Source organism: Pseudomonas sp. GL_135, from assembly GCF_057834665.1.
The window spans coordinates 2,813,672-2,833,215 of the sequence record NZ_CM174408.1 but is presented as its reverse complement, the minus strand read 5'-3'; the positions used below and the strand labels follow the sequence as shown (position 1 = coordinate 2,833,215).

Below are 19,544 nucleotides of genomic sequence, written 5' to 3'. Positions count from 1 at the left end.
ATGCTGAACAAGGAACTGCCATGAGCACGTTGTCTGCTGTACCCAAAACGCCTGTCACTTCGGTGGAAGAACTCAATCGCCGCGCCGACGCGTTGCTGCCGCAGATCGCGGCCGGCGCCGCACAGCGCGAGCGCGACCGGCAATTGCCTTATGACGCCGTGGCGCAGATCGCCAGGGCCGGGCTGTTCACCACCCGGATTCCGACCCGATACGGCGGAGCGGGCGGCTCGGTCAAGGACGTGATCGCGCTGTTGATTCGCATCGCCTCGGCGGACTCCAACGTGGCCCAGGCGCTGCGGCCCGGTTTTGGCTTCATCGAGGGGCTGCTGGCCTCTCGTGCCGAGGGCGCGGAAGGCGAGCGTGAACGCTGGTTCGAGCGCTATCTGCAAGGCGCCGTCGTGGGCAATGCGGGTTGGGAAGTCGGCGGCGCCAACGGATCGATCAGCGCGCGCATCGTGCGTGATGGCGAGAACTACCGGGCCACCGGCAGCAAGTACTACAGCACCGGTTCGTTGTACGCCGACTGGGTCAGTGCGGTGGCACTGGACGAAGACGACCAGCCGGTCTCGTTCATTTTGCCCCGTGATCGCAAGGGGCTTGAGTTGCTGGATGATTTCGACGCCATGGGCCAGCGCCTGACGGCGAGCGGTACCACGCACCTGCACGACGTGCTGGTCAGGCCCGAAGAAATCCGCACGCGCACGGTCGAGGAGGGGACGCGCACGATTGTGACGCCGTTCCTGCAGGTGTTCCTGGCTTCGGTGCAGGCAGGCATCGCGCGCAACGCCTTGAACGATGCCGTGACGTTCGCCAATCAGCACGCCCGCCCGATCAAGCACAGCACAGCCAGCCGCTCGGTTGACGACCCGTATGTCGAACTCAGTGTGGGCGATATTTCTGCCCGGGCGTTTACCGCCGAAGCGGTGGTGCTGCGAGCTGCCGAATCCATTGATCGGGCATGGGCTGCCGAGCTTGATGCCGACGCAGTGGATCAGGCCGCTGTCGATGTGGCGCAGGCGCAATACATCGCAGCGGAATCCGCGTTGAAAGCCGCAGAATTGATCTTTGATGTCGGCGGCGCCTCGACGACCGGTCGCGCCCATAACCTGGACCGGCACTGGCGCAATGCGCGCACGGTTGCCAACCACAATCCTCGGCATTGGAAAGCTGCAGCGGTCGGCGCCTGGCAACTCAAGGGCACGCCACCGCCGAAGTCCGGGTTGTTTTGAAGGGGGCCGCGAAAGCAGCGTGAGCGCACATGTTTATCCAGACGAGACCTCGGGCAGGCCATGGGCATTGATCAAGGCATCAGCGCCGATAACCGCGACTCTGCGGCTCTGATCCGACGCGTCAGCGAATGCCCGACCCCCTCCAACCTGCGCCGCATCCCCATGATCATCGGCTGCGCGCTGTTCATGGAGCTGATCGACGCGACCGCGGTGCTCACGGCATTGCCGCAGATGGCGCGGGATTTCGGTGAGCCCAGTGTGCGCATGAACCTGGTGGTGTCGCTGTATCTGCTGGCGGTGGCGCTGTTCGTACCGGTCAGCGGATGGGCGGCCGATCGTTTCGGGCCCAGGCGGGTGTTCATCAGCGCCATCGTGCTGTTCACGCTGGCGTCGGTCGGCTGTGCCTGTTCGAGCTCGCTGTTTCAGCTGTCGATGGCGCGCATGGCCCAAGGCGCGGCAGGGGCGATGATGGTGCCGGTGGGGCAGGTGATCCTGCTGCGCTGGTCGGCCCGGGAAAATCTACTGCGCGCCATGTCGTACCTGACGATCCCGGCATTGATCGGGCCGATCCTGGGGCCGCCCCTGGGTGGCGTGCTGGTCACGTTCCTGTCGTGGCACTGGATTTTTCTGATCAACCTGCCCATCGGCATTCTCGGTGTGGCGCTCGTCCTGCGCTATATCCCGGATTACCCCGGCACGCCGGGAGAGGTACTGGACGTCCCGGGTCTGCTGCTCAGCGCGGCGGGACTGGGTGGGCTGGTGTTCGGTTTCGAGGCGTTGGGCCATGGCTTGCTGCCACGCAACGGGGCGCTGCTATTGATCGGCTTTGGCGTCGTTGCCGCCTGTTTGTACGTCTGGCACGCCCGGCGCGCGGCCCACCCGTTGATTGACCTTTCCCTGCTGCGAATCCCCACATTCGGCGTGACCTTCTGGGGCGGCAATCTGATGCGCATCGGCAGCGCGTCCCAGCCTTTTCTGCTGGTGCTGCTGTTTCAGCTGTGCTTCGGACTCAACCCGCTGGAGGCCGGATTATTGAGCTTTGTCGGTGGCGCGGGGGCATTCCTGATGAAACTGCTGGCGGTGCGCATCGTCAGCCGCTTGGGCTTCCGGCGAACCCTGATCGGCAACGCCGTATTGACGGGACTGACGCTGGCCGCCTGCGGCATGTTCAGCATTTCCACCCCGTACTGGATCGTCGTTGCGGTGCTGTTCACCAGCGGCATCATTCGCTCGTTGCAATTCAGCACCCTCGGCGCACTGACCTATGCCGACGTGCCGCCCGGCCAATCGAGCGCCGCCAGCAGCCTGTCGGCCATGACCATTCAACTGACCATGAGCCTGTCAGTGGGCATCGCCGCAGCCTTGCTCGGCCTGATCATGTCGGTTCGCGGGCACGCGACGGTTGCTGAAGGCGACGTGGCGCTGGTGATGGGCCTGGCGGGGTTGCTGTGCGCCGTGTCGGGTCTGGTCTACCGCAAACTGGCGCCCCAGGCGGGCGCTTCGGTTTACGCAGCACGCAGCCGGTGATCTTCCACGAGGATCCAGCTCCCATCACCCATTTTTGCCTGAAAGCTGCGCGGCTACAGGCGTCATTCAGGAATGCTATCTGTCATGAGCTCATCTTTCTCACCCTTTGCACCCCGTGATCGCCGGTTACTCAGCTGGAGGGTGGAACATCTGCCGTCCACGCCGGCGGCCTTCGTCCGATTTTTCATTGGCAACTTCAAGGGCTGGTACGTCGCGATTCTGCTGCTGCAAATCGCGGCAGTGGTGTGCTCGATCCTGATTCCATGGGGGCTGGGGCAAATCACTCGCACGGTCAGTAACGGGCTGGACGCCGAACACGCCTTCGAGGTGTTGCGCTGGCCGTTGACGGCCTTTGCCTTGCTGCTGGTGTGCGAGGTGCTGTTCACCCGCGCGGCGGCCGGCTGCCACATTCACGTGCTGCCGTTGCAGCGCCGGACGGTGACCCACGTGGTGTTTGCCTACCTGCAGCAGCACTCCCATCGGTTCATCAGCAACGAGTTTGCCGGCGCCCTGGCGCACCGGGTTTCCGAGGTCGCGATGGGGGTGAACCAGACGCTGAGCATTTTGCTGTTTGATCTGATTCCCTTGCTGGTGACGCTGAGCCTGGCGACGGTGCTGTTGTGGACGGCCTCACCCCTGCTGGCGGTGTTCATGGCGGGTTGGTCGGCGTTGTTCATCGCCGTGTGTTACCTGCTGGCGCGTCGCAGCCACCCACTGGCTCAGCAGTACTCGGCCGCGCGCAGCATCAGTTCCGGCAAGGTGGTGGATGCGGTGTCGAACCTGGCCAACATCCGACTGTTCGCCCGGCACGCGTTCGAGCACAACTACCTGGGCACGTTTCTGGACAAGGAGGTCGCCGCGGCCTATCGCTCGCTGGGCTACATGGAGAAGATCCGGTGGTTCCAGACCAGCTGCGGGGTGCTGCTGAAACTGGGCCTGTTGATGCTGGCGCTGTACCTGTGGCGCAGTCATCGCATCGACATTGCCGCGTTCGTCATGGCCACCAGCCTGTCGCTGCTGATCATCAGCGATGTGGGCAACCTGTCCCGTCGCTTTCTCGAATTTTTCGAAGCCACCGGCAACATTTCGAACGGGGTGCACACCTTGATTCGGCCCCATGAGGTCATCGACAGACCGGGTGCCAAGGCGCTGCAGGTCAAGCGCGGAGATCTCGAATTTCGTGACGTCGGTTTCAGCTATGGGACCGACCAGCCGATCTTCGAGCACTTGAACATCGTCATTCCGGGGGGGCAGAAAGTCGGTCTGGTGGGCGCTTCGGGTTCGGGCAAATCAACCCTGTTGAGTCTGCTGCTGCGGCTGTACGACGTGCAGAAGGGCGGGGTGCTGATCGATGGCGTGGACGTGCGCAATGTCACGCAGCACTCGTTGCATCAGCAGATCGGTCTGATTCCCCAGGAACCGGGGCTCTTCCACCGCAGCATTCGCGAAAACATTCACTACGGTCGTCTGGATGCGTCGATGGAAGAAGTGGCCGAAGCGATTCATCGCGCAGGCGCCAGCGAGTTCATCGACAGCATGGAACACGGTGACGAGTCGCTGGTGGGCGAACGCGGGGTCAAGCTCTCGGGTGGCCAGCGTCAGCGCATCGCCATCGCACGGGTGCTGCTCAAGAACGCACCGATCCTGGTGATGGATGAAGCCACGTCGAGTCTGGACTCGATTACCGAACGCTTCATTCAGGACAAGCTGGACGAAATCATGGAAGACAAAACCGTGTTGGTGGTGGCGCACCGTCTCTCGACGGTCGCGCATCTGGACCGGATTCTGGTGTTCGACAAGGGCAGGGTGATCGAGGACGGCAACCATCAACAGCTCTTGCTGCTGGGCGGGCAATATGCGCGGTTGTGGAATCGCCAGTTCAGCGATGCATTGCAGCAGGAGGCGGTCTGACGGGGGCGGTTGCAGCGATGCGGTGGGTAACGCACACCGCATCGTTGCCTCAGAACCGGGCTGGACTTGGTAAAGGTTTGTTGAATGGTGTAACGATATTTTTAGTTTGATGAGAGTGACTGTGCTCACCAGTGCGCCAGTACAGGCGATCTATAGCACCGTCTGTACTGGCGCTTTTGTGAGCGAGCTCACTCGCACAGGTCCATCCAGGGTCCGATCATCTATTTCGCGGTGATCACTGACAACTTGGTAATCCCGGCCTTTTCAATCGATGCCATCGCTCGCGCCACTTCGCCGTAATTCACGCCGTTGTCTGCTTGCAGTTGCACGCGCACGTCGGCGTTCTTGTCCTTGGCGGCCTTGAGGTTGGTTTCCAGCAGATCCGGCTGGATCTCGTCTTTGTTGATGAACAGCTTGCCCTTGTCGTCGATGCTCACTACCAATGGATCCTTCTGTTCCACCGGTGCGACGGATTCGGTCTTGGGCAGGTTGATCGGGATCGAGTTGGTCAACAGGGGCGCTGTGACGATGAACACCACCAACAGCACCAGCATCACGTCCACCAGCGGCGTAACGTTGATCTCGCTCAGCACTTCATCGCTATCCTGGGTTGAGAAAGCCATTTCAGGACGCCTCCTTCACTTTCTGGGCTGTGGCAGTAGCGCCCGACTTGTTCAGCACCGGATGCAGCAGCACGCGGAACGCATGTTTCTGCGCCAGGCTGTAGAAGTCATGGGCGAAGTCGTCCAGGTCAGCGGCGGTCAGCTTCAGGCGGCGCAGGTAATAGTTGTAAACCAGCACCGCCGGCACGGCGACGGCGATACCCACGCCTGTGGCCACCAGCGCGGCACCAATCGGCCCGGCGACTGTTTCAAGGCTTGCCGAACCTGCAGCGCTAATGCCCTTGAGCGCCGACATGATGCCCCAGACCGTACCGAACAGGCCGATAAAGGGCGAGGTGCTGCCGATACTGGCCAGAATCGCAAGGCCGGTTTCCAGCGAGCGGCGTTCACGGACAATCTGCTGGCGCAGCGCGCGTTCCAGACGGTCCTGATGATTGATCGCCTGGCTCAGGTCAGCGGCCTGACCGCCTTCCGCCACTTGAATCGCGGCGTAGCCTGCCAGGGCGACACGGGCTGCGGCGCCTGGTTGGGTCTGGGCCAGTTCCGCCGCGGAATCCAGGCTGGATGCGGCCCAGAACTGCTTGTGGAATTTCTTGTCTTGCCCCTTGAGCCGGGCGAACTGAACACCCTTGAGCAGGGCCAGTCCCCAGGTGGCAACGGAAAAAACGATCAGCAGCCAGATGACCGCGTGTTCAATGGATTCGAAAGGCGAAGCGATAAGGTTCATGTGAGTACTCCAACAAGGCGTTCAAATCGTGTAGCGATGCGCCTTTGGTCAGGTAGCCCGCAGTGTGGTGAAGCGAAATCAGGGTTTATTGCAATTTGAAATCGATCGGCACGCTGACCCAGCCATCGACCGGGTTGTTGCCCTGTTTGGCTGGCGCAAAACTCCAGCGCTTGACGGCGGCCAACGCCGCGTCGTCGAGCTGATCGCGACCGCTGCTTTTCTGAATCTGGATCTCGCCGGGCTTGCCGGTGGCCAGCACGTGCACGCGCAGCAAAACGGTACCTTGCCAATTGCGGCGCATGGCCAGGGCCGGGTATTCCGGGGCCGGATTGTGCAGATAGCCGGCGTTGGCCGAGGCCGGTGTCACGGGGGCGGGCGCCGGTGGTGCAGGCGGAGCCGGAGCAGCGACCGGCATTGGCGGCGCAAGGGGTGGCGACGGCTCCACAGGTTTGTCCACCGGCCTGGGCACCGGCTTGACCACCGGCTTGACCACCGGTTTTGGCTTAGGGGTCGGCTTCGGGACCGGCTTGGGCGGCGGCTTCACGGCCAGCTCGTCCTCGACCGGCGGTGGCGGCTCAACGGCGGGCTCAGGGATGGGGGCGGGCGGTGGTGGTTCGACAACTGGCGGCTCGGGCTGGGAAAACTCGATGGTCATCGGCGGGATTTCCGGCGGCACGACAGGCAACGGCGGCGTCGATGAACTGTTGACCCAATAGATGACAGCACCATGCAGCACCAGCGCGAAGACACCGAGCAGTACCGCTTCGCGGCGACTCAGGATGCGCCCGGGCGTGGTGTGCAGCCTCGACAGCGCCAAAGGCCCTCGATAGACCCGACCCAGATCGAGCAACTCGCCGCCCGGCGCCTGGCGCCAGAGCACATCCAGTGCGCTCGCTGTTTGGGCATTGGCCATTGATTTACTCCTGGATGTTTAACAAAACCGGAACTCGGGTTCCGTTATTAACGGCAGGTGACGGAAGAGATTCTCCGCATGCCTTTGATGTCACACCCGAGACTAGAGCAAGAGCCATACCAATTAGTGAACACCTGCAAACCGGGCGTTTTTTTCACGGCGGGCTGGCATGAAAGTATGAGGAATACACGTTTTGTCGTTGAGCTGTTGGCAGGCAAACAGTCGCTGTTATGAGCAGCTGCTTTTCAGCTATATCAGAAACAGGGCAGGTGTCTATTCAGAGGGTTGTGGGGGGATGCGCGCTTTCTGGCAACTGTTGTTGATCCGACAGTGGAAACACAAAATGCCCGTTGCGTTACGGGGCTACTTAATAAAACCGTACTTAAAACAGCTAATAACGGGTGGCACGAACTCTGCTAAGTGTCTCGAGAGCGCAACTATACGAATAGATGCTCCCCTGTCTATGACCCATTGGAGCAAGTATCCCGATGCTGCAGAAGTTTGATGTAAGCGCTCTGCGTTTTGATTCACTGGCCACGGCTTCCAGCCTGGGCGTATTGCTGATGCTGGTCCACGGCACTTCACTCGCCGCTGATGACCCGAATGCCCAGGCCCCTCGACTTTCCACCGTGACCGTGACCGGCACTCAGGCCAGTGAGGCGCAGAAAGCCGAAAGACAATTGGCGAAGGTGCCGGGCAAGACGGCGGTCATCGACAACCACGAAATTGAAAAAGGCCGTGCCTCCAATGCCGAGGATGTACTGGCGCTGCAACCGGGTGTCTTTGCCCAGGCCACCAGCGGTTCAGCCGCCAACAAGATTTCGATTCGTGGTTCAGGCCTGAACACGTTTTATCAAGGCTATGTACTGGGCATAAAATTCCTCTTCGACGGTTTGCCGCTCACCGGGCCCGGCGGTACGCAGGAAGACATGCTCGACATGGCCGGGGTCGATCACACGGAAGTGCTGTACGGCGCCAATGCGTTTAACTATTCGGCGTTGTCCCTGGGCGGCGCGATCAACTTTGTCAGCAAGACCGGACGCACCGATCCCGGCAATTACGCGCGCTTCGAAGCCGGGAGTTACGGCTATCGCAAACAGGTGTTGAGTACCGGAGGCGTCGAGGGCAATGCCGATTATTACGTCAGCCTGCAGCACAACGAACGGGACGGTTATCAGGACGATACTGCAAACAAAGGGCAGGGCATCGTCGCCAACTTCGGCTATGTCTTTAATCCGAAACTGGAGACGCGTTTCTTTCTGCGTTACCGGGAGGAGACCCTGAGCCAGGGCAATACGCTGACCAAGTACCAGATCAAGCACGACCCCACCAGCAACGCTGTACCGTTCGGTCGCAAGAAGGACGGCACCACACTGCTGGGCAGCAAGACCACTTACACCTTCGACGACAACGCCAGGCTTGAAGTCGGACTGGGCTACAACGACTATCCGCTCTACAACGGCTGGCGTTACTCGGCCACGCCCCAGGACTGGCGCTCCAAGGACATCAACCTGACCCTGCGCTACCTGCGCACCGGCGACACTTTTCTGGGCCTGAACAGCGACAGCACCGTGACCTTCAGCACCACGCGCGCTTACCTCGCCGACGTGAAATCCCATAGCAAGGCGACGAAAATCAAGCAGCAGGAAGCCAACTACACCGGCTCGCGCGACACCGTGTTCTCCCTGGGCAACGAGCTGCAGCTGACCGACGACCTGTGGCTGTCCTCGGGGCTGTCGTTCATCGACATCAAGCGCAAGGCCGACATCGAATACACCACCGGGGTCAACACCACGGCGTTTCCCAATAGCGTGGAATACGAAGAGCGTGACGTCGCGCCCCGTATCGGCCTGCGCTACGCGCTGACACCGGAATTCGAGCTGTTCGGCAACGTCAGCCGCTCCATCGATCCGCCGGTTACCTGGCAACTGGGCAGCACCGGCACACCTTACCTGCGCGACGTACGCCCGCAAAAAGCCAACACCGTAGAGTTCGGAATTCGCGGTGGCCATGGGATTTTCGATGGCAGCCTGACGCTGTACCGGTCGTGGGTGCAGAAAGAATTGCTCTCTGTCGTGGTGCGCCAGGCCACCGCCACCCAGGATCAGCTGGTGGCGACCTCCAACGGCAGCGCAACCCTTCACCAAGGGATCGAAGCGGGACTCAACGCGTTGTTGTGGGAAGGACAGGGCGGCGACACCGTGACCCTGCGCCAGGCCTTCACCTACAACGATTTCCACTACCGCCACGACGCCACCTTTGGTGACAACGAGCTGCCCGGCCTGCCGCGTCAGGTCTATCAGGCCGAGCTTGAATACCGCCAGGCCGCAGGCTTCTATGCGCAGTTGAATGCGCGCTCGGCATCGAGTTACTACGTCGACTTTGCCAACTCGCTGGGCGCACCGTCGTACACCCTGTGGGGCGCCAAATTCGGTTACGAGGCGCCGAACCGCCAGTGGGAGGTCTTCGTCGACGCCCGCAACCTGACCAACGAGCGTTACGCGACGGCGTCCAACACGGCCTACGATGCCAAGGGCGAGGACTCGGCAAACTTCTATCCGGGCGATCCGATCAACGTGACCACTGGCGTGTCGTACCGCTTCTAGATGCGCCGGTCAGGTTGACCTTCAGAAAGGCTTGCCAGGAAATTCCGTTGCTTCATATGTAGCAGCGGAACGTTACGCATCAGAGGGAAGGGGACTCGTCACCTTGTTGAATCAGATCAGGCGTAATTGATTGTGTGGCCAGCGCGGCGCCGCAATGGGCGCTCGGGGTTCAAGCCATCGCGGGCCGTTTCACCTTGCGACTCAATCCAGGTGTTTTGCCCGTAACGCGCTTGAACGCACGACTGAACGCAGCCTGGGAGGTGTAGCCCAGACGTTGTGCCACCTCTTCAATCGGCAGCCCTTCAAGGCTCAGCCACTGGCTCGCCAGGCGCATTCGCAATTCAGTGACGTAGCGCAGCGGCGTCATGCCGATCGTCACCTGGAAGCGGTCCGCGAAAACCGAGCGCGAGGTATTGCAGCGCTCTGCCAACTGCGCGACGGTCCACTCGCGTCCCGGTTGTTGATGGACCGCCAGCAGTGCACCGGCCACGCGTGGATCACGCAAGGCGGCAACGAGGCCAGAGGCATTCCCGCAGGCGCACTCGACCCAGCCGCGGACGATCATGGCAGCCACCACGTCAGCCAAGCGTGCGAGGATACCGGCGAAGCCGACACGGGCCGCACTGACCTCGCGCTCCATGGTGCTCAGTATCGGCACCAGCCCGGGGTAACGCTGGCCGCCAGCATCAATCACCATCAGGCCCGGCATCAGCCGGCCAAGGCCATGGATGCTGCCTAGTTCGAACTCCATGCAACCACTGAACAAAAGGGTGCTCGGCGTGGCGTTGGCATCGGTTCCGGCATCCACTGCACTGACGGTGTCACCCAAGGGTGCACCATCCAGACGATCGATGTCTTGAACAGGCGCTTCCGTATGGGAAAGCAGCCGATGGGCCGCGCCATGGGAGATGAACACGGCGTTGCCGGCAGACAGCGCGTAGGTGCTGCCGTCCTCCATTTGCAGCACTGCATGACCGAAGGCCAGGAAGTGGAACCAGGCGTGCCCGGGTGTTTCCGCGAAACCCAGACCGAAGGCAGGACCCGTCTGGATACGCCGGTACTCGACGCCGCGCAGGCGCATGCCACGCAGCAGTTCGTTGATGAGGTCGGAGGAGAGAGCAAACTGATCTGCAGGCATCATTCAGGTGTTTCGGTCAAAAAGTTGAGACCGAGGATCATAGATCATCCGGTTTTCGGCGCCTAGACTCTGTCTCCCAATGACGATCGGGAGATCCTGCAAATGACTGACTGTGTATGTAACGCCGCATCCGACCCCCAGCCGGGCATCGGCGCGGACGTGGCGCCTGCGACACCCGCGTGGATGGCCGTCTTCTCGTTGGCGATGGGCGTGTTCGGATTACTGACCGCCGAGTACCTTCCGGCCAGCTTGTTGACGCTGATGGCGACCGACCTGGGCGTGTCGGAAGCGCTGGCTGGCCAGGCGGTAACAGTGACAGCCGTGGTGGCGCTGTTCGCCGGGCTGCTGGTGCCAGGCCTGACCCGCAGCATCGACCGACGTTGGGTGTTGCTGGGTTTTTCAACGTTGATGGTCGCCTCCAACTTGTTGGTCGCCGTATCCTCCAGCTTCGTGGTGCTGTTATTGATGCGCATTTTGCTGGGCATCGCCCTTGGCGGGTTCTGGAGCATGGCGGCGGCAGTGGCGATGCGCCTGGTGCCGAGTGCGTTGTTGCCTCGGGCGCTGTCGATCATTTTCAGCGGCATCGCCATCGGCACGGTAGTGGCGGTGCCGCTGGGCAGCTACCTGGGTGGGCTGTATGGCTGGCGCAGCGCGTTCTTTGCAGCGGCGGCGGTAGGCATGGTGACCCTGGCTTTCCAGTCGTTCACGCTTCCGCAGCTCGCGCCGCGCCGGCCAGCCAGACTTCGCACCATTTACGAGGTGTTGCGGCGTCCGGGCATCGCCATGGGCATGTTCGGTTGCGTGCTCGTGCACAGCGGGCACTTCGCGATGTTCACCTACGTGCGGCCGTTCCTTGAAGGGACGACCGGCATCGGCTCCCAAGGGCTGTCACTGATGTTGCTGGGGTTCGGTGCGGCGAATTTCGTCGGCACGCTGTTGGCCGGTAAGTTGCTGGAACGAAACCCACTGGCCACCCTGGTGCTCATGCCCGCGCTGGTCGGCGTTGCAGCGCTGGCGTTGGTACTGTTACCGGCCTCAGTGCCGGGGCAGGCGGTACTGCTGGCGATCTGGGGTTTGGGCTTTGGTGGTGTGCCGGTGGCGTGGTCTAACTGGGTCGCCAGCGCGGTCCCTGATCAGGCGGAAAGCGCCGGAGGCATGGTCGTGGCATCTGTGCAGTCAGCCATTGCCACCGGCGCCGCTGCGGGCGGCGCCATGTTCAACCTCGGTGGCAGTGCAGGCGTATTCGTCGCGGCAGCCGTGCTGATGCTGCTGGCTGCGTTGATGATTGCGCTGCGCGTCCGCGTTCCTTCTGTCCAGGGCGATCGCGAGCCCAAACCCGCGTTCCATCTTTGATCCGGGGCGCCAAACTACCTCGCTGTTGTACTACCGCTAGGATCTCGGTCCCGATGCCTGTCTGGGTTGGGCCCGACGATGGGTGGAGCAGGGCGCAGGCCTCGTTGGCGGCAGCGGAGGCATCGGCTCCGAGCACATCCCCGGCTACACGGCGACCTGATGCCAGCCGCCAACGCCAGGCTGTCGCAAGGCAACGGATGACATGAACTTCGATGTTGATTTGCGTTGTCCACGCTGCCAGCGTTTTTCGCTGTTGCTGTCGTCACGTTGCAAAAGGTTGGTCTGATCGCCAGCGCCACCTTGCTGTACGTGGCGCTGATCAACGCAGCGGTTGCAACGTTGAGCGTTCCGGTCCTGCAACCGCTTGTGCGTTACGTACAGCTAGCATGAAACACGCCGCTGTTAATTCAGCTGTTGTTCATTTACTTAGCGCGGGCCGCCTGTGCTGGGCATCAGGATCTCCGGGGTCGCATCGGCGATTATCGGCGTGACCTTGCCAGGCGGTGCGATCCGGCAACTGGCTCAGGTTTTGTGAAAGGGAAGCTATGGACTATGGATTGATGAATGCGATTACAAAGCATCGACGCCCTGACACATAATTTAACATAATATACATTATGCGTAACACCATATTACGCATTTGGGGTGTGGTCTCAGACAATCGAACGTGGCGTCTCTCTATTCTGGGATCCTCTGTCATGCCATGAAGCTTCACGCCGATACCAACGCTTGGTCTTCGATGCTCACAGCTCACACCGTCCACTCCAAACCCGATGATCCAACAATAACGATCACCGCTTACCTGCAGCGCACCGCCAGATCAAGCTCAGCCTTCGAATCCAAAGCGAACATCTCGTGCGCCATGCCAGCGCTCAGTCACCAGAATCAATATCTGATCCTCACTCACGCGGATGTCGATACCTGACCGCCGCCAGTGATATGCCTCACAGATGACACGCCACAAGCGCAGATCCCGAGACCTACGACAATGCAGCTCAGCGATATCCAGCTGACCGCCAGCGCCTGACCACCCGGGATCTTGTGCAGCGACTTCATGACTGCAGGCATCAAACTCGACCCCAGATTCACCGTCCCAGGCCTATGCCAGGGAGAATCCCGATGACTGTCACTATGACCACGTGAACCAGCAGCTCGCTAACGCGTTTCCTGCGTGCTCACCAGCGCTTGAACACCCCCAAAGCCTCGTAAAATAAGGCCTGCCGAGCAACGACGCTGCCAAAAAAGCGCCAAACAGCCAGGAGGATCGCCACATTTGCGTAGCATAACTTGCTGAAAGCCCGCGAAACCAAATACCGATACCCGAAGACATGACCTGGATCGCTCTGAATAGCCTAAACCAACTCATAAACCCCAAATGGCTTAAAGCGACCCCGCTAACACACCCCAACTCAAAAATGCAATATCCGATAACTGTCAGACCCGGATATTGCATCCACGCCCATCCTGCCTGATCATGCCGGCACTTTCCGCGTTGCCACCAAGCGAATTCAAATGCCCGCGCCCTCGTCACCTCATCCCTTGTTCGAAACCTACGCGAAGTTTGGCGAGCTCAACTTCAGTTCCTTAAAGGAAGAGCTTCCCGCGATCCGCGATTATCTCGAGCAATTCCCCGCCGAGACTCAGGCCATCGAAGGCTACCGCGCCGTGCGCAGCTTTCTCAAATCCTACGCGGGCAATGAATCCACGTTTAATTCCTACCGCACCCACGTCGAGCGATTGCTGCTCTGGACCCTGCTCAAATCCAGAACGCCCCTCCTCGCCATGCGCCGCACCCAGGCCGAGAGCTTCATGGAATTTTGCCTGGCGCCTGACCCCGCCTGGGTCGGTCCGGTGGTCAAATCCCGCTTCACCCGCCTGGGTGCACGCAAGAAAACCGCGACGGACACCTACGTGCTCAACCCCGACTGGCGGCCGTTCAGCCAGACCGTCGCCAAGGAAGAACGCAAGCGCGCGCAGGAAGAAAACCGGCCCGCCCTCCAAGACACTTACCGGCTGGCCCAAGGCTCTATCGCGCAGATCTTCGCCGTATGCGGCAGTTTTTTCCAGCACGCGATCGACGAAGGTTTCTGCGAGCAGAACCCGTTTCGCGCGGTGAAGCAAAAGAGCAAATACAAGGAGCGCAACACCGATAATCAGGACACGCGCATCCTGACCTCGCTGCAGTGGGATTTCGTGCTGGAGACCGCCGAGTTGCTGGCCGCCGAAGACACCAAGTACGAGCGCACGCTGTTTATCGTGGCGACGATCTTTGCCATGTACCTGCGGGTGTCCGATCTGGTGGGCCGCGACAACTGGAAACCGACCATGGGCGATCTGCGCAAGGACAGCGCCGGCAACTGGTGGTACCACGTGGTGGGCAAAGGCAATAAAGCCGGCAAAATCAGCGTGCGCGACGATTATGTCGAAAACTACCTCAAGCGCTGGCGCCTGCATCAGGGGCTGTCTCCCCTGCCCGGCTTCCGTGAAAGCACGCCGCTGATCGCCACTCAGCGCGGTCGCGCCGGGCTGTCGGACCGGCATATCCGCGTACTGCTGCAGGAGGTGTTTGATCGCGCGCTGCAGCGTATGCAAGCCGAGCACTGGCCCGATGAAGACGTCGGCCGTCTGCGCGCTGCGTCCTTGCACTGGCTGCGGCACACTTCGGCCACCTTCGACGCGCCGCACCGCGACATGAAGGATCTGCAAGTCGATCTGCGCCATAACAGCCTCAGCACGACGCAGAACGTCTACTACAACTCCGAGGACGAAAAGCGGGCGTACTCGGTCAAGCGTCTGCCCATGAAAGAGCGATCGTGATCGGTCATTGCCTGGCCGTAAGCTGAAGGCCGGCGGCCAGGCTAGCCGTTCAGTATCGCCTGATGAATATGCTCCAGCGGCATGATCCGCTGGGCAGCGTTGAGCTTGATGGCCTCCTTGGGCATGCCGAACACCACGCAGCTCGCTTCATCCTGGGCAACGGTCGCGGCGCCGGCGTCGAGCATCTCCTTGAGGCCGCGCGCGCCGTCATCGCCCATGCCGGTCATGATAATCCCGGTGGCGTTCTTGCCAGCGAACTTGGCCACCGACCGAAACAGCACATCCACTGAAGGTCGATGGCGATTCACCTGCGGCCCGTCGATCACTTGGGCGTGATAATAAGCGCCACTGCGGGTGACCATCAGATGCCTGCCACCGGGGGCTATCAGCGCCAGGCCGGGCAGGATGCGGTCGTTGTTACGTGCTTCGCGCACCTCGATCGCACAGATGCTGTTGAGCCGCTCGGCAAAGGAGGCCGTGAACTTCTCGGGCATGTGCTGCACGATCACAATGCCCGGGCAGACCCTTGGCAGAGCCTTGAGCACGGCTTCCAGCGCCTGGGTTCCGCCGGTGGAGGTGCCGATGGCGACGATGCGTTCGGTGGTCTGTGCCATGGCGTGGCCACTGGCGGCCGGCAGGATGGCATCGGCAGTCAGCTTGCCTGTCGGCGCGGCTAACGGCGCCGGGCTGGCGCTGCGCTTTCCCAGGTTTCTGACGTTGGAATGTGCAGCAGCACGTATCGCTGCAACGAGCTCTGCTGCCGATTCGATCAGGAAATTCTTCAATCCGGTCGTGGGCTTGGTGATGATCTCCACAGCCCCTGCCGACAGCGCCTGCAGAGAGGTTTCGGCGCCTTTCTGGGTCAGTGAGGAACAGATGACGACCGGCGTCGGCCGCTCGCTCATGATTTTCTTGAGAAAGGTAATCCCGTCCATCCGTGGCATTTCCACGTCCAGCACGATCACGTCGGGCCATTCCCGGGCGAGCTTGTCCATGGCGAAAATCGGGTCGGACGCCGCGCCCATGACATGGATGTCGGGTGTGTCGCTGAGGATGGCCATCAGCACCTGGCGCACCACGGCCGAGTCATCGACCAGCAGAACGCTGATTTTTTTTGTTGGCATCGTGTTGAGGTGTTCCCATTGGTTGGTGCCGAACCCAGACGTTGCCGTTCCACACGTCGAACATGATCGTGCGGTGACCGGTGCTGCCCATGTCCTGAGCCGTCAGATGGAGGTGGTAACGCTCGGCCAGGTCCAGCGCTGCGCGAATATTCAGGCTGGCCACATCTTGCGTGCGCAGGTCGCGCGGCTGATCGGGAAACATCCTGCCGCCGCCGAACAGCTTGATCTGGTAATCCTGGACCTGAGTACCGTTGATAAGGGCGTGTCTGAGCAGCAACTCCAGCGCCTCGTCGCCATATCGGCCGTCCAGCGGCTGATCGTGACGCAGGCGTCCTGGCAGCATGAAGTGACACATGCCGCCGATCAGCCGCTGCGGGTGCCAGAAGGTGATCGCGACGCAGGAACCGAGCAGCGTGCGCAAGCGCGTCGGACGCGTCGCGAAACTGACCTGGCCCGGGGCCAATACCACTTCGGCGGCGCCGACAGGCATTTTCATGGCTTGCGATAAATCGAGGGCGCCACCAGCTTCAAGGTGTCGTTAACACCGTTGAGGCTTTCCGAGTGACTGATGATCAAGTAGCCGCCCGGTTTAAGCAGCGGCAGCATGCGTGCGACGACCTGGGTCTTGGTCGGCTGGTCGAAATAAATCATCACATTGCGCAGGAAGATCACCTCGAACTCACCCAGGGCGGGCAGCGTTTCGTTGAGGTTGACCTGGACAAAGTTGACGCGGCTGCGCAATGCCTTGTCGATCAGGAAGGTGCCCTCCTGGCGACCGATGCCTTTCAGGCAGTACTTGACCAGCAACGGCTGAGGCAAGGTCTCGGCACGGCCCATGGCGTAATGGCCGCTGCGCGCCTTGGCCAGCACTTGGGTACTGATGTCCGAGCCGACCACTTCCCAGGGCGTGGTCCCCAGGCCTTCGGCCAGGGTCATCGCCAAGCTGTAGGGTTCCTCGCCTGAGGAACTGGCCGCACTCCATACGCGAAACACCTTGCCCGGCGTGGCCTTGGGTAGCACCTGCTGACGCAGGAAGTCGAAGTGCTTGGGCTCGCGAAAGAAATAGGTCTCGTTGGTGGTCAGCAAATCCAGGGCAACCTGCAGTTCGCCCTTGCGTTCGTCCTTCATGATCAGCTTGAAGTACTCGCCATAGCTCTGCAGCTCGTAATGCTTGAGGCGCTTGAACAGGCGCCCTGCCACGAGTGCTTTCTTGGCGGGCGACAGGTTGATGCCGGCCGCGCGGTATAGCCAGCTCTGGAACTGACCGAACTCACGATCATCGATGGTAGCGGTGTCTGCCATGTTCGGGCCTCAACGTGGGTCGAGATCAAGGGCCGGGGCCTGACCGGCTTCGGCAAGGCTGGACATCTCATCGATGGACAGCACGTTGTCCACGTCCAGCACAATCACGAACTTGCCATCGACCTTGGCCATGCCGCTGATGAAATCGGATCGAATACGCGCGCCAAAGCTGGGCGGGGGTTCAATCTGTGTGGACGGAATCTCCTGCACCGCAGACACGGTGTCGACCAGCAAACCGATGTCCTGCGCCTGCCCCTCGTCGGTGCTCGCCTCAATGATGATGACGCAGGAGCGCCGGGTGATTGCGGAGTTGGCCCGTCCGAAGCGCGCCGACAGATCAACCACCGGCACCACCGCGCCGCGCAGATTGATCACCCCGCGCACAAACGCAGGCATCATGGGCACCACGGTCAGGCTGCCGTATTCGATAATTTCCTTGATCCCCAGAATGCCGATGGCAAACATTTCGCCGCCGAGCATGAAGGTCAGGTACTGCGCGTCCTCATCCACCGCAACCGCGGTGTGCCGAGTGGTCATCACTGCGCCCATGTCGTTCTCCCTGTAATCCCGCATCGATGCTTTGTGATCAGAAGCGGGTGAATTCCGATTCGTCCGGGGCGCTGGCCATGCTGTACGCAAACGCTTTGCGCGGCGGCTGCGGTTTTACCCGTGGCGGCTGATGGCTCGGCTTGCTGCCGGCGTTGTCCACGCTGCTGCTTTGGGCAGCGGGCCTGGGTGTTGAATCAAGCACGAAGAAACTCATGGCCTGTTGCAGCTGTTCGGCCTGACTGCTCATTTCTTCGGCGGTGGCGGCCAGCTCCTCGCTGCTCGACGCATTCTGCTGGGTCACCTGATTGAGCTGGGTCATCGCCGTATTGATCTGCGCGACGCCGGCGGCCTGCTCCTCGGAGGCCGCGCTGATTTCCTGCACCAGGTCGCTGGTCTTGTTGATGGACGGCACCATCTCACCGAGCAACTTGCCGGCCTTTTCCGCCATGTCCACGCTGCTGGAAGACAGTTCGCCGATTTCCTGGGCGGCGACCTGGCTGCGTTCGGCCAGCTTGCGCACTTCGGCCGCGACCACCGCGAAACCCTTGCCATGCTCACCGGCCCGAGCGGCCTCGATAGCGGCGTTGAGGGCCAGCAGGTTGGTCTGGTAGGCGATGTCATCGATGATGCTGATGCGCTGGGCGATTTTCTTCATCGCGACAACGGTCTGCTGGACCGAATCGCCACCTTCGGTAGCTTCCTTGGCGGCCTTGCTGGCCATGCCATCGGTCACTTTGGCGTTTTCGGTGTTCTGGTTGATGCTGGCGCTCATCTGCTCGATCGAGGCACTGGTTTCTTCGACGCTGGCGGCCTGTTCACTGGTCGCCTGGCTCATCGATTGCGCAGTGGCGCTGACCTGCTCGGAGGCGCTGGCCAGGTTGTCAGCGGCGTTGCGCACTTCGCCGATGATGTGTCCCAGCTTGCCGACCATGTTGCGCATGGCGTTGAGCACCATGCCGGTTTCGTCTTTCGTCCCCGGTTCGATAGGCGTACTGAGGTTACCTTCAGCCAATTGCTCGGCGGCGGTGGCGGCTTGTCTCAGCGGACGCGAGATGATGCGCGCGATAAACACGGCCAGGCCCAGGCCGATCACTAACGCAGCGATCAGCGCCGCAATGATCGCCCAGCGGGCGCCTTCGTACAGCGCAGAGCCCTTGTCACCGGCAGCCGTCGCGCCGGCGTCATTGAGCTCGACCATTTTCTGCAGGCGGTTGGTCACGTCTTCGAAACGCACCTTCGACTCACCCCTGAGCAAGCTGCGCGCCTGGTCTTCCTGGTTCTGCCGGGACAGGTCGAACAGCTGATTGCTGGTTGCGAGGTAGGTAGCCCAAGCGCCTTTCGCCGCCGCCAGGAGCTGACGATCTTCCTCGTTCGAGAGCAGATTCTCATAGGTGCCCATGCGGGCTTCAAACTGCTGGCGGGCTTCGGTGGCTTCCCGCTCGGCCTGGGCCTTCTCTTCGGCGACATCGGTACCGATGGAGCGATTTTCTTTCAGGCGATAGCTGGCGGCAAAAAAACGCATGCCTGCCGCTGCGCGCATGGAGGGCATCCAGTTGCCCCGGATGTCCTGAGCCGCCTGGTTGACGCCCCCTAGCTGATGAATGGCGAAGACGCCCATTGCGGCAGTGAGCGCCAGGACCACCAGGAATGAGCTGATCAATTTGGTGGAAATCTTTAGATCGTAGAACCATTTCATCGTGAAACCTCCATGGTGTTGCAAATACG

At 61.2% G+C, this 19,544-nt stretch carries 15 protein-coding genes and 1 pseudogene; 7 read left to right on the top strand and 9 right to left on the bottom strand.

The window, feature by feature from the left end; genetic code table 11:
• Positions 1-20: 20 nt before the first annotated feature.
• The 3 genes from AC3ISG_RS12435 (at position 21) to AC3ISG_RS12425 (ending at position 4,667) form a co-directional block, all read left to right on the top strand.
• Positions 21-1,229 carry an acyl-CoA dehydrogenase family protein gene (locus AC3ISG_RS12435; RefSeq protein WP_489297029.1) on the top strand — a complete coding sequence of 403 codons (1,209 nt, stop codon included), beginning with the start codon at positions 21-23 and terminating at the stop codon, positions 1,227-1,229.
• Between the two features lie 162 nt (positions 1,230-1,391).
• On the top strand, positions 1,392-2,756 hold the full coding sequence (locus tag AC3ISG_RS12430) for an MFS transporter (RefSeq protein WP_489299519.1): 1,365 nt from the start codon (positions 1,392-1,394) through the stop codon (positions 2,754-2,756).
• Between the two features lie 84 nt (positions 2,757-2,840).
• Positions 2,841-4,667 (top strand): ABC transporter ATP-binding protein, encoded by a 1,827-nt coding sequence (locus AC3ISG_RS12425; RefSeq protein WP_489299433.1) that lies wholly within the window; start codon positions 2,841-2,843, stop codon positions 4,665-4,667.
• A 221-nt stretch (positions 4,668-4,888) separates the two neighbouring features.
• Here AC3ISG_RS12425 and AC3ISG_RS12420 read toward each other — a convergent pair whose 3' ends face one another.
• The 3 genes from AC3ISG_RS12420 to AC3ISG_RS12410 form a co-directional block, all read right to left on the bottom strand.
• Positions 4,889-5,290 carry an ExbD/TolR family protein gene (locus AC3ISG_RS12420; RefSeq protein ID WP_122537054.1) on the bottom strand — a complete coding sequence of 134 codons (402 nt, stop codon included), beginning with the start codon at positions 5,288-5,290 and terminating at the stop codon, positions 4,889-4,891.
• A gap of 1 nt (position 5,291) precedes the next feature.
• On the bottom strand, positions 5,292-6,017 hold the full coding sequence (locus AC3ISG_RS12415; protein WP_205483438.1) for a MotA/TolQ/ExbB proton channel family protein: 726 nt from the start codon (positions 6,015-6,017) through the stop codon (positions 5,292-5,294).
• Positions 6,018-6,102: 85 nt separating this feature from the next.
• Complete coding sequence (locus tag AC3ISG_RS12410; RefSeq protein WP_489299432.1) at positions 6,103-6,930, bottom strand: energy transducer TonB; 828 nt, start codon at positions 6,928-6,930, stop codon at positions 6,103-6,105.
• Positions 6,931-7,418: 488 nt separating this feature from the next.
• Here AC3ISG_RS12410 and AC3ISG_RS12405 point away from each other — a divergent pair, with 488 nt between their 5' ends.
• Positions 7,419-9,536 carry a TonB-dependent receptor family protein gene (locus tag AC3ISG_RS12405; RefSeq protein WP_205483434.1) on the top strand — a complete coding sequence of 706 codons (2,118 nt, stop codon included), beginning with the start codon at positions 7,419-7,421 and terminating at the stop codon, positions 9,534-9,536.
• Between the two features lie 169 nt (positions 9,537-9,705).
• Here AC3ISG_RS12405 and AC3ISG_RS12400 read toward each other — a convergent pair whose 3' ends face one another.
• Positions 9,706-10,674, bottom strand: a complete 969-nt coding sequence (locus AC3ISG_RS12400) for an AraC family transcriptional regulator (RefSeq protein ID WP_489299518.1) — start codon at positions 10,672-10,674, stop codon at positions 9,706-9,708.
• 102 nt (positions 10,675-10,776) lie between these two features.
• On the opposite strand from AC3ISG_RS12400, the gene AC3ISG_RS12395 reads away from it, so the two are divergent.
• From AC3ISG_RS12395 to AC3ISG_RS12385, 3 genes and pseudogenes are all read left to right on the top strand, one after another.
• Complete coding sequence (locus tag AC3ISG_RS12395) at positions 10,777-12,027, top strand: MFS transporter (protein ID WP_489299431.1); 1,251 nt, start codon at positions 10,777-10,779, stop codon at positions 12,025-12,027.
• 225 nt (positions 12,028-12,252) lie between these two features.
• Positions 12,253-12,535: pseudogene (locus tag AC3ISG_RS12390) on the top strand (amino acid ABC transporter permease); the annotation flags it as partial.
• A gap of 1,004 nt (positions 12,536-13,539) precedes the next feature.
• A complete protein-coding gene (locus tag AC3ISG_RS12385; protein ID WP_122625006.1) occupies positions 13,540-14,844 on the top strand; it encodes a tyrosine-type recombinase/integrase in 1,305 nt (434 codons plus the stop codon).
• A 41-nt stretch (positions 14,845-14,885) separates the two neighbouring features.
• Here the strand turns inward: AC3ISG_RS12385 and AC3ISG_RS12380 are convergent, their stop codons facing one another.
• The 5 genes from AC3ISG_RS12380 to AC3ISG_RS12360 are packed head-to-tail and all read right to left on the bottom strand — an operon-like array spanning position 14,886 to position 19,515.
• Positions 14,886-15,968: a protein-glutamate methylesterase/protein-glutamine glutaminase gene (locus AC3ISG_RS12380; protein WP_489299430.1), complete on the bottom strand. Its 1,083-nt coding sequence runs from the start codon at positions 15,966-15,968 to the stop codon at positions 14,886-14,888.
• The gene (gene cheD, locus AC3ISG_RS12375; protein ID WP_489299429.1) at positions 15,931-16,464 is read right to left on the bottom strand and encodes a chemoreceptor glutamine deamidase CheD; all 534 of its coding nucleotides are present in this window, start codon (positions 16,462-16,464) and stop codon (positions 15,931-15,933) included. Before cheD ends, AC3ISG_RS12380 begins: the two co-directional genes overlap by 38 nt.
• On the bottom strand, positions 16,461-17,270 hold the full coding sequence (locus tag AC3ISG_RS12370) for a CheR family methyltransferase (protein WP_122537045.1): 810 nt from the start codon (positions 17,268-17,270) through the stop codon (positions 16,461-16,463). Before AC3ISG_RS12370 ends, cheD begins: the two co-directional genes overlap by 4 nt.
• A 9-nt stretch (positions 17,271-17,279) precedes the next feature.
• Entirely contained in the window at positions 17,280-17,819 is a 540-nt protein-coding gene (locus AC3ISG_RS12365; protein ID WP_122625003.1) for a chemotaxis protein CheW, read from the bottom strand.
• 37 nt (positions 17,820-17,856) lie between these two features.
• The gene (locus tag AC3ISG_RS12360) at positions 17,857-19,515 is read right to left on the bottom strand and encodes a methyl-accepting chemotaxis protein (RefSeq protein ID WP_489299428.1); all 1,659 of its coding nucleotides are present in this window, start codon (positions 19,513-19,515) and stop codon (positions 17,857-17,859) included.
• Between the last annotated feature and the right edge of the window lie 29 nt (positions 19,516-19,544).

Coding starts and splice junctions, on each gene's coding strand:
- AC3ISG_RS12365 (WP_122625003.1), bottom strand. CDS start 17,819: ATGGGCGCAGTGATGACCACTCGGCACACCGCGGTTGCGGTGGATGAG.
- AC3ISG_RS12415 (WP_205483438.1), bottom strand. CDS start 6,017: ATGAACCTTATCGCTTCGCCTTTCGAATCCATTGAACACGCGGTCATC.
- AC3ISG_RS12405 (WP_205483434.1), top strand. CDS start 7,419: ATGCTGCAGAAGTTTGATGTAAGCGCTCTGCGTTTTGATTCACTGGCC.
- AC3ISG_RS12380 (WP_489299430.1), bottom strand. CDS start 15,968: ATGCCAACAAAAAAAATCAGCGTTCTGCTGGTCGATGACTCGGCCGTG.
- AC3ISG_RS12400 (WP_489299518.1), bottom strand. CDS start 10,674: ATGCCTGCAGATCAGTTTGCTCTCTCCTCCGACCTCATCAACGAACTG.
- cheD (WP_489299429.1), bottom strand. CDS start 16,464: ATGAAAATGCCTGTCGGCGCCGCCGAAGTGGTATTGGCCCCGGGCCAG.
- AC3ISG_RS12395 (WP_489299431.1), top strand. CDS start 10,777: ATGACTGACTGTGTATGTAACGCCGCATCCGACCCCCAGCCGGGCATC.
- AC3ISG_RS12430 (WP_489299519.1), top strand. CDS start 1,392: ATGATCATCGGCTGCGCGCTGTTCATGGAGCTGATCGACGCGACCGCG.
- AC3ISG_RS12410 (WP_489299432.1), bottom strand. CDS start 6,930: ATGGCCAATGCCCAAACAGCGAGCGCACTGGATGTGCTCTGGCGCCAG.
- AC3ISG_RS12435 (WP_489297029.1), top strand. CDS start 21: ATGAGCACGTTGTCTGCTGTACCCAAAACGCCTGTCACTTCGGTGGAA.
- AC3ISG_RS12425 (WP_489299433.1), top strand. CDS start 2,841: ATGAGCTCATCTTTCTCACCCTTTGCACCCCGTGATCGCCGGTTACTC.
- AC3ISG_RS12420 (WP_122537054.1), bottom strand. CDS start 5,290: ATGGCTTTCTCAACCCAGGATAGCGATGAAGTGCTGAGCGAGATCAAC.
- AC3ISG_RS12360 (WP_489299428.1), bottom strand. CDS start 19,515: ATGAAATGGTTCTACGATCTAAAGATTTCCACCAAATTGATCAGCTCA.
- AC3ISG_RS12370 (WP_122537045.1), bottom strand. CDS start 17,270: ATGGCAGACACCGCTACCATCGATGATCGTGAGTTCGGTCAGTTCCAG.
- AC3ISG_RS12385 (WP_122625006.1), top strand. CDS start 13,540: ATGCCCGCGCCCTCGTCACCTCATCCCTTGTTCGAAACCTACGCGAAG.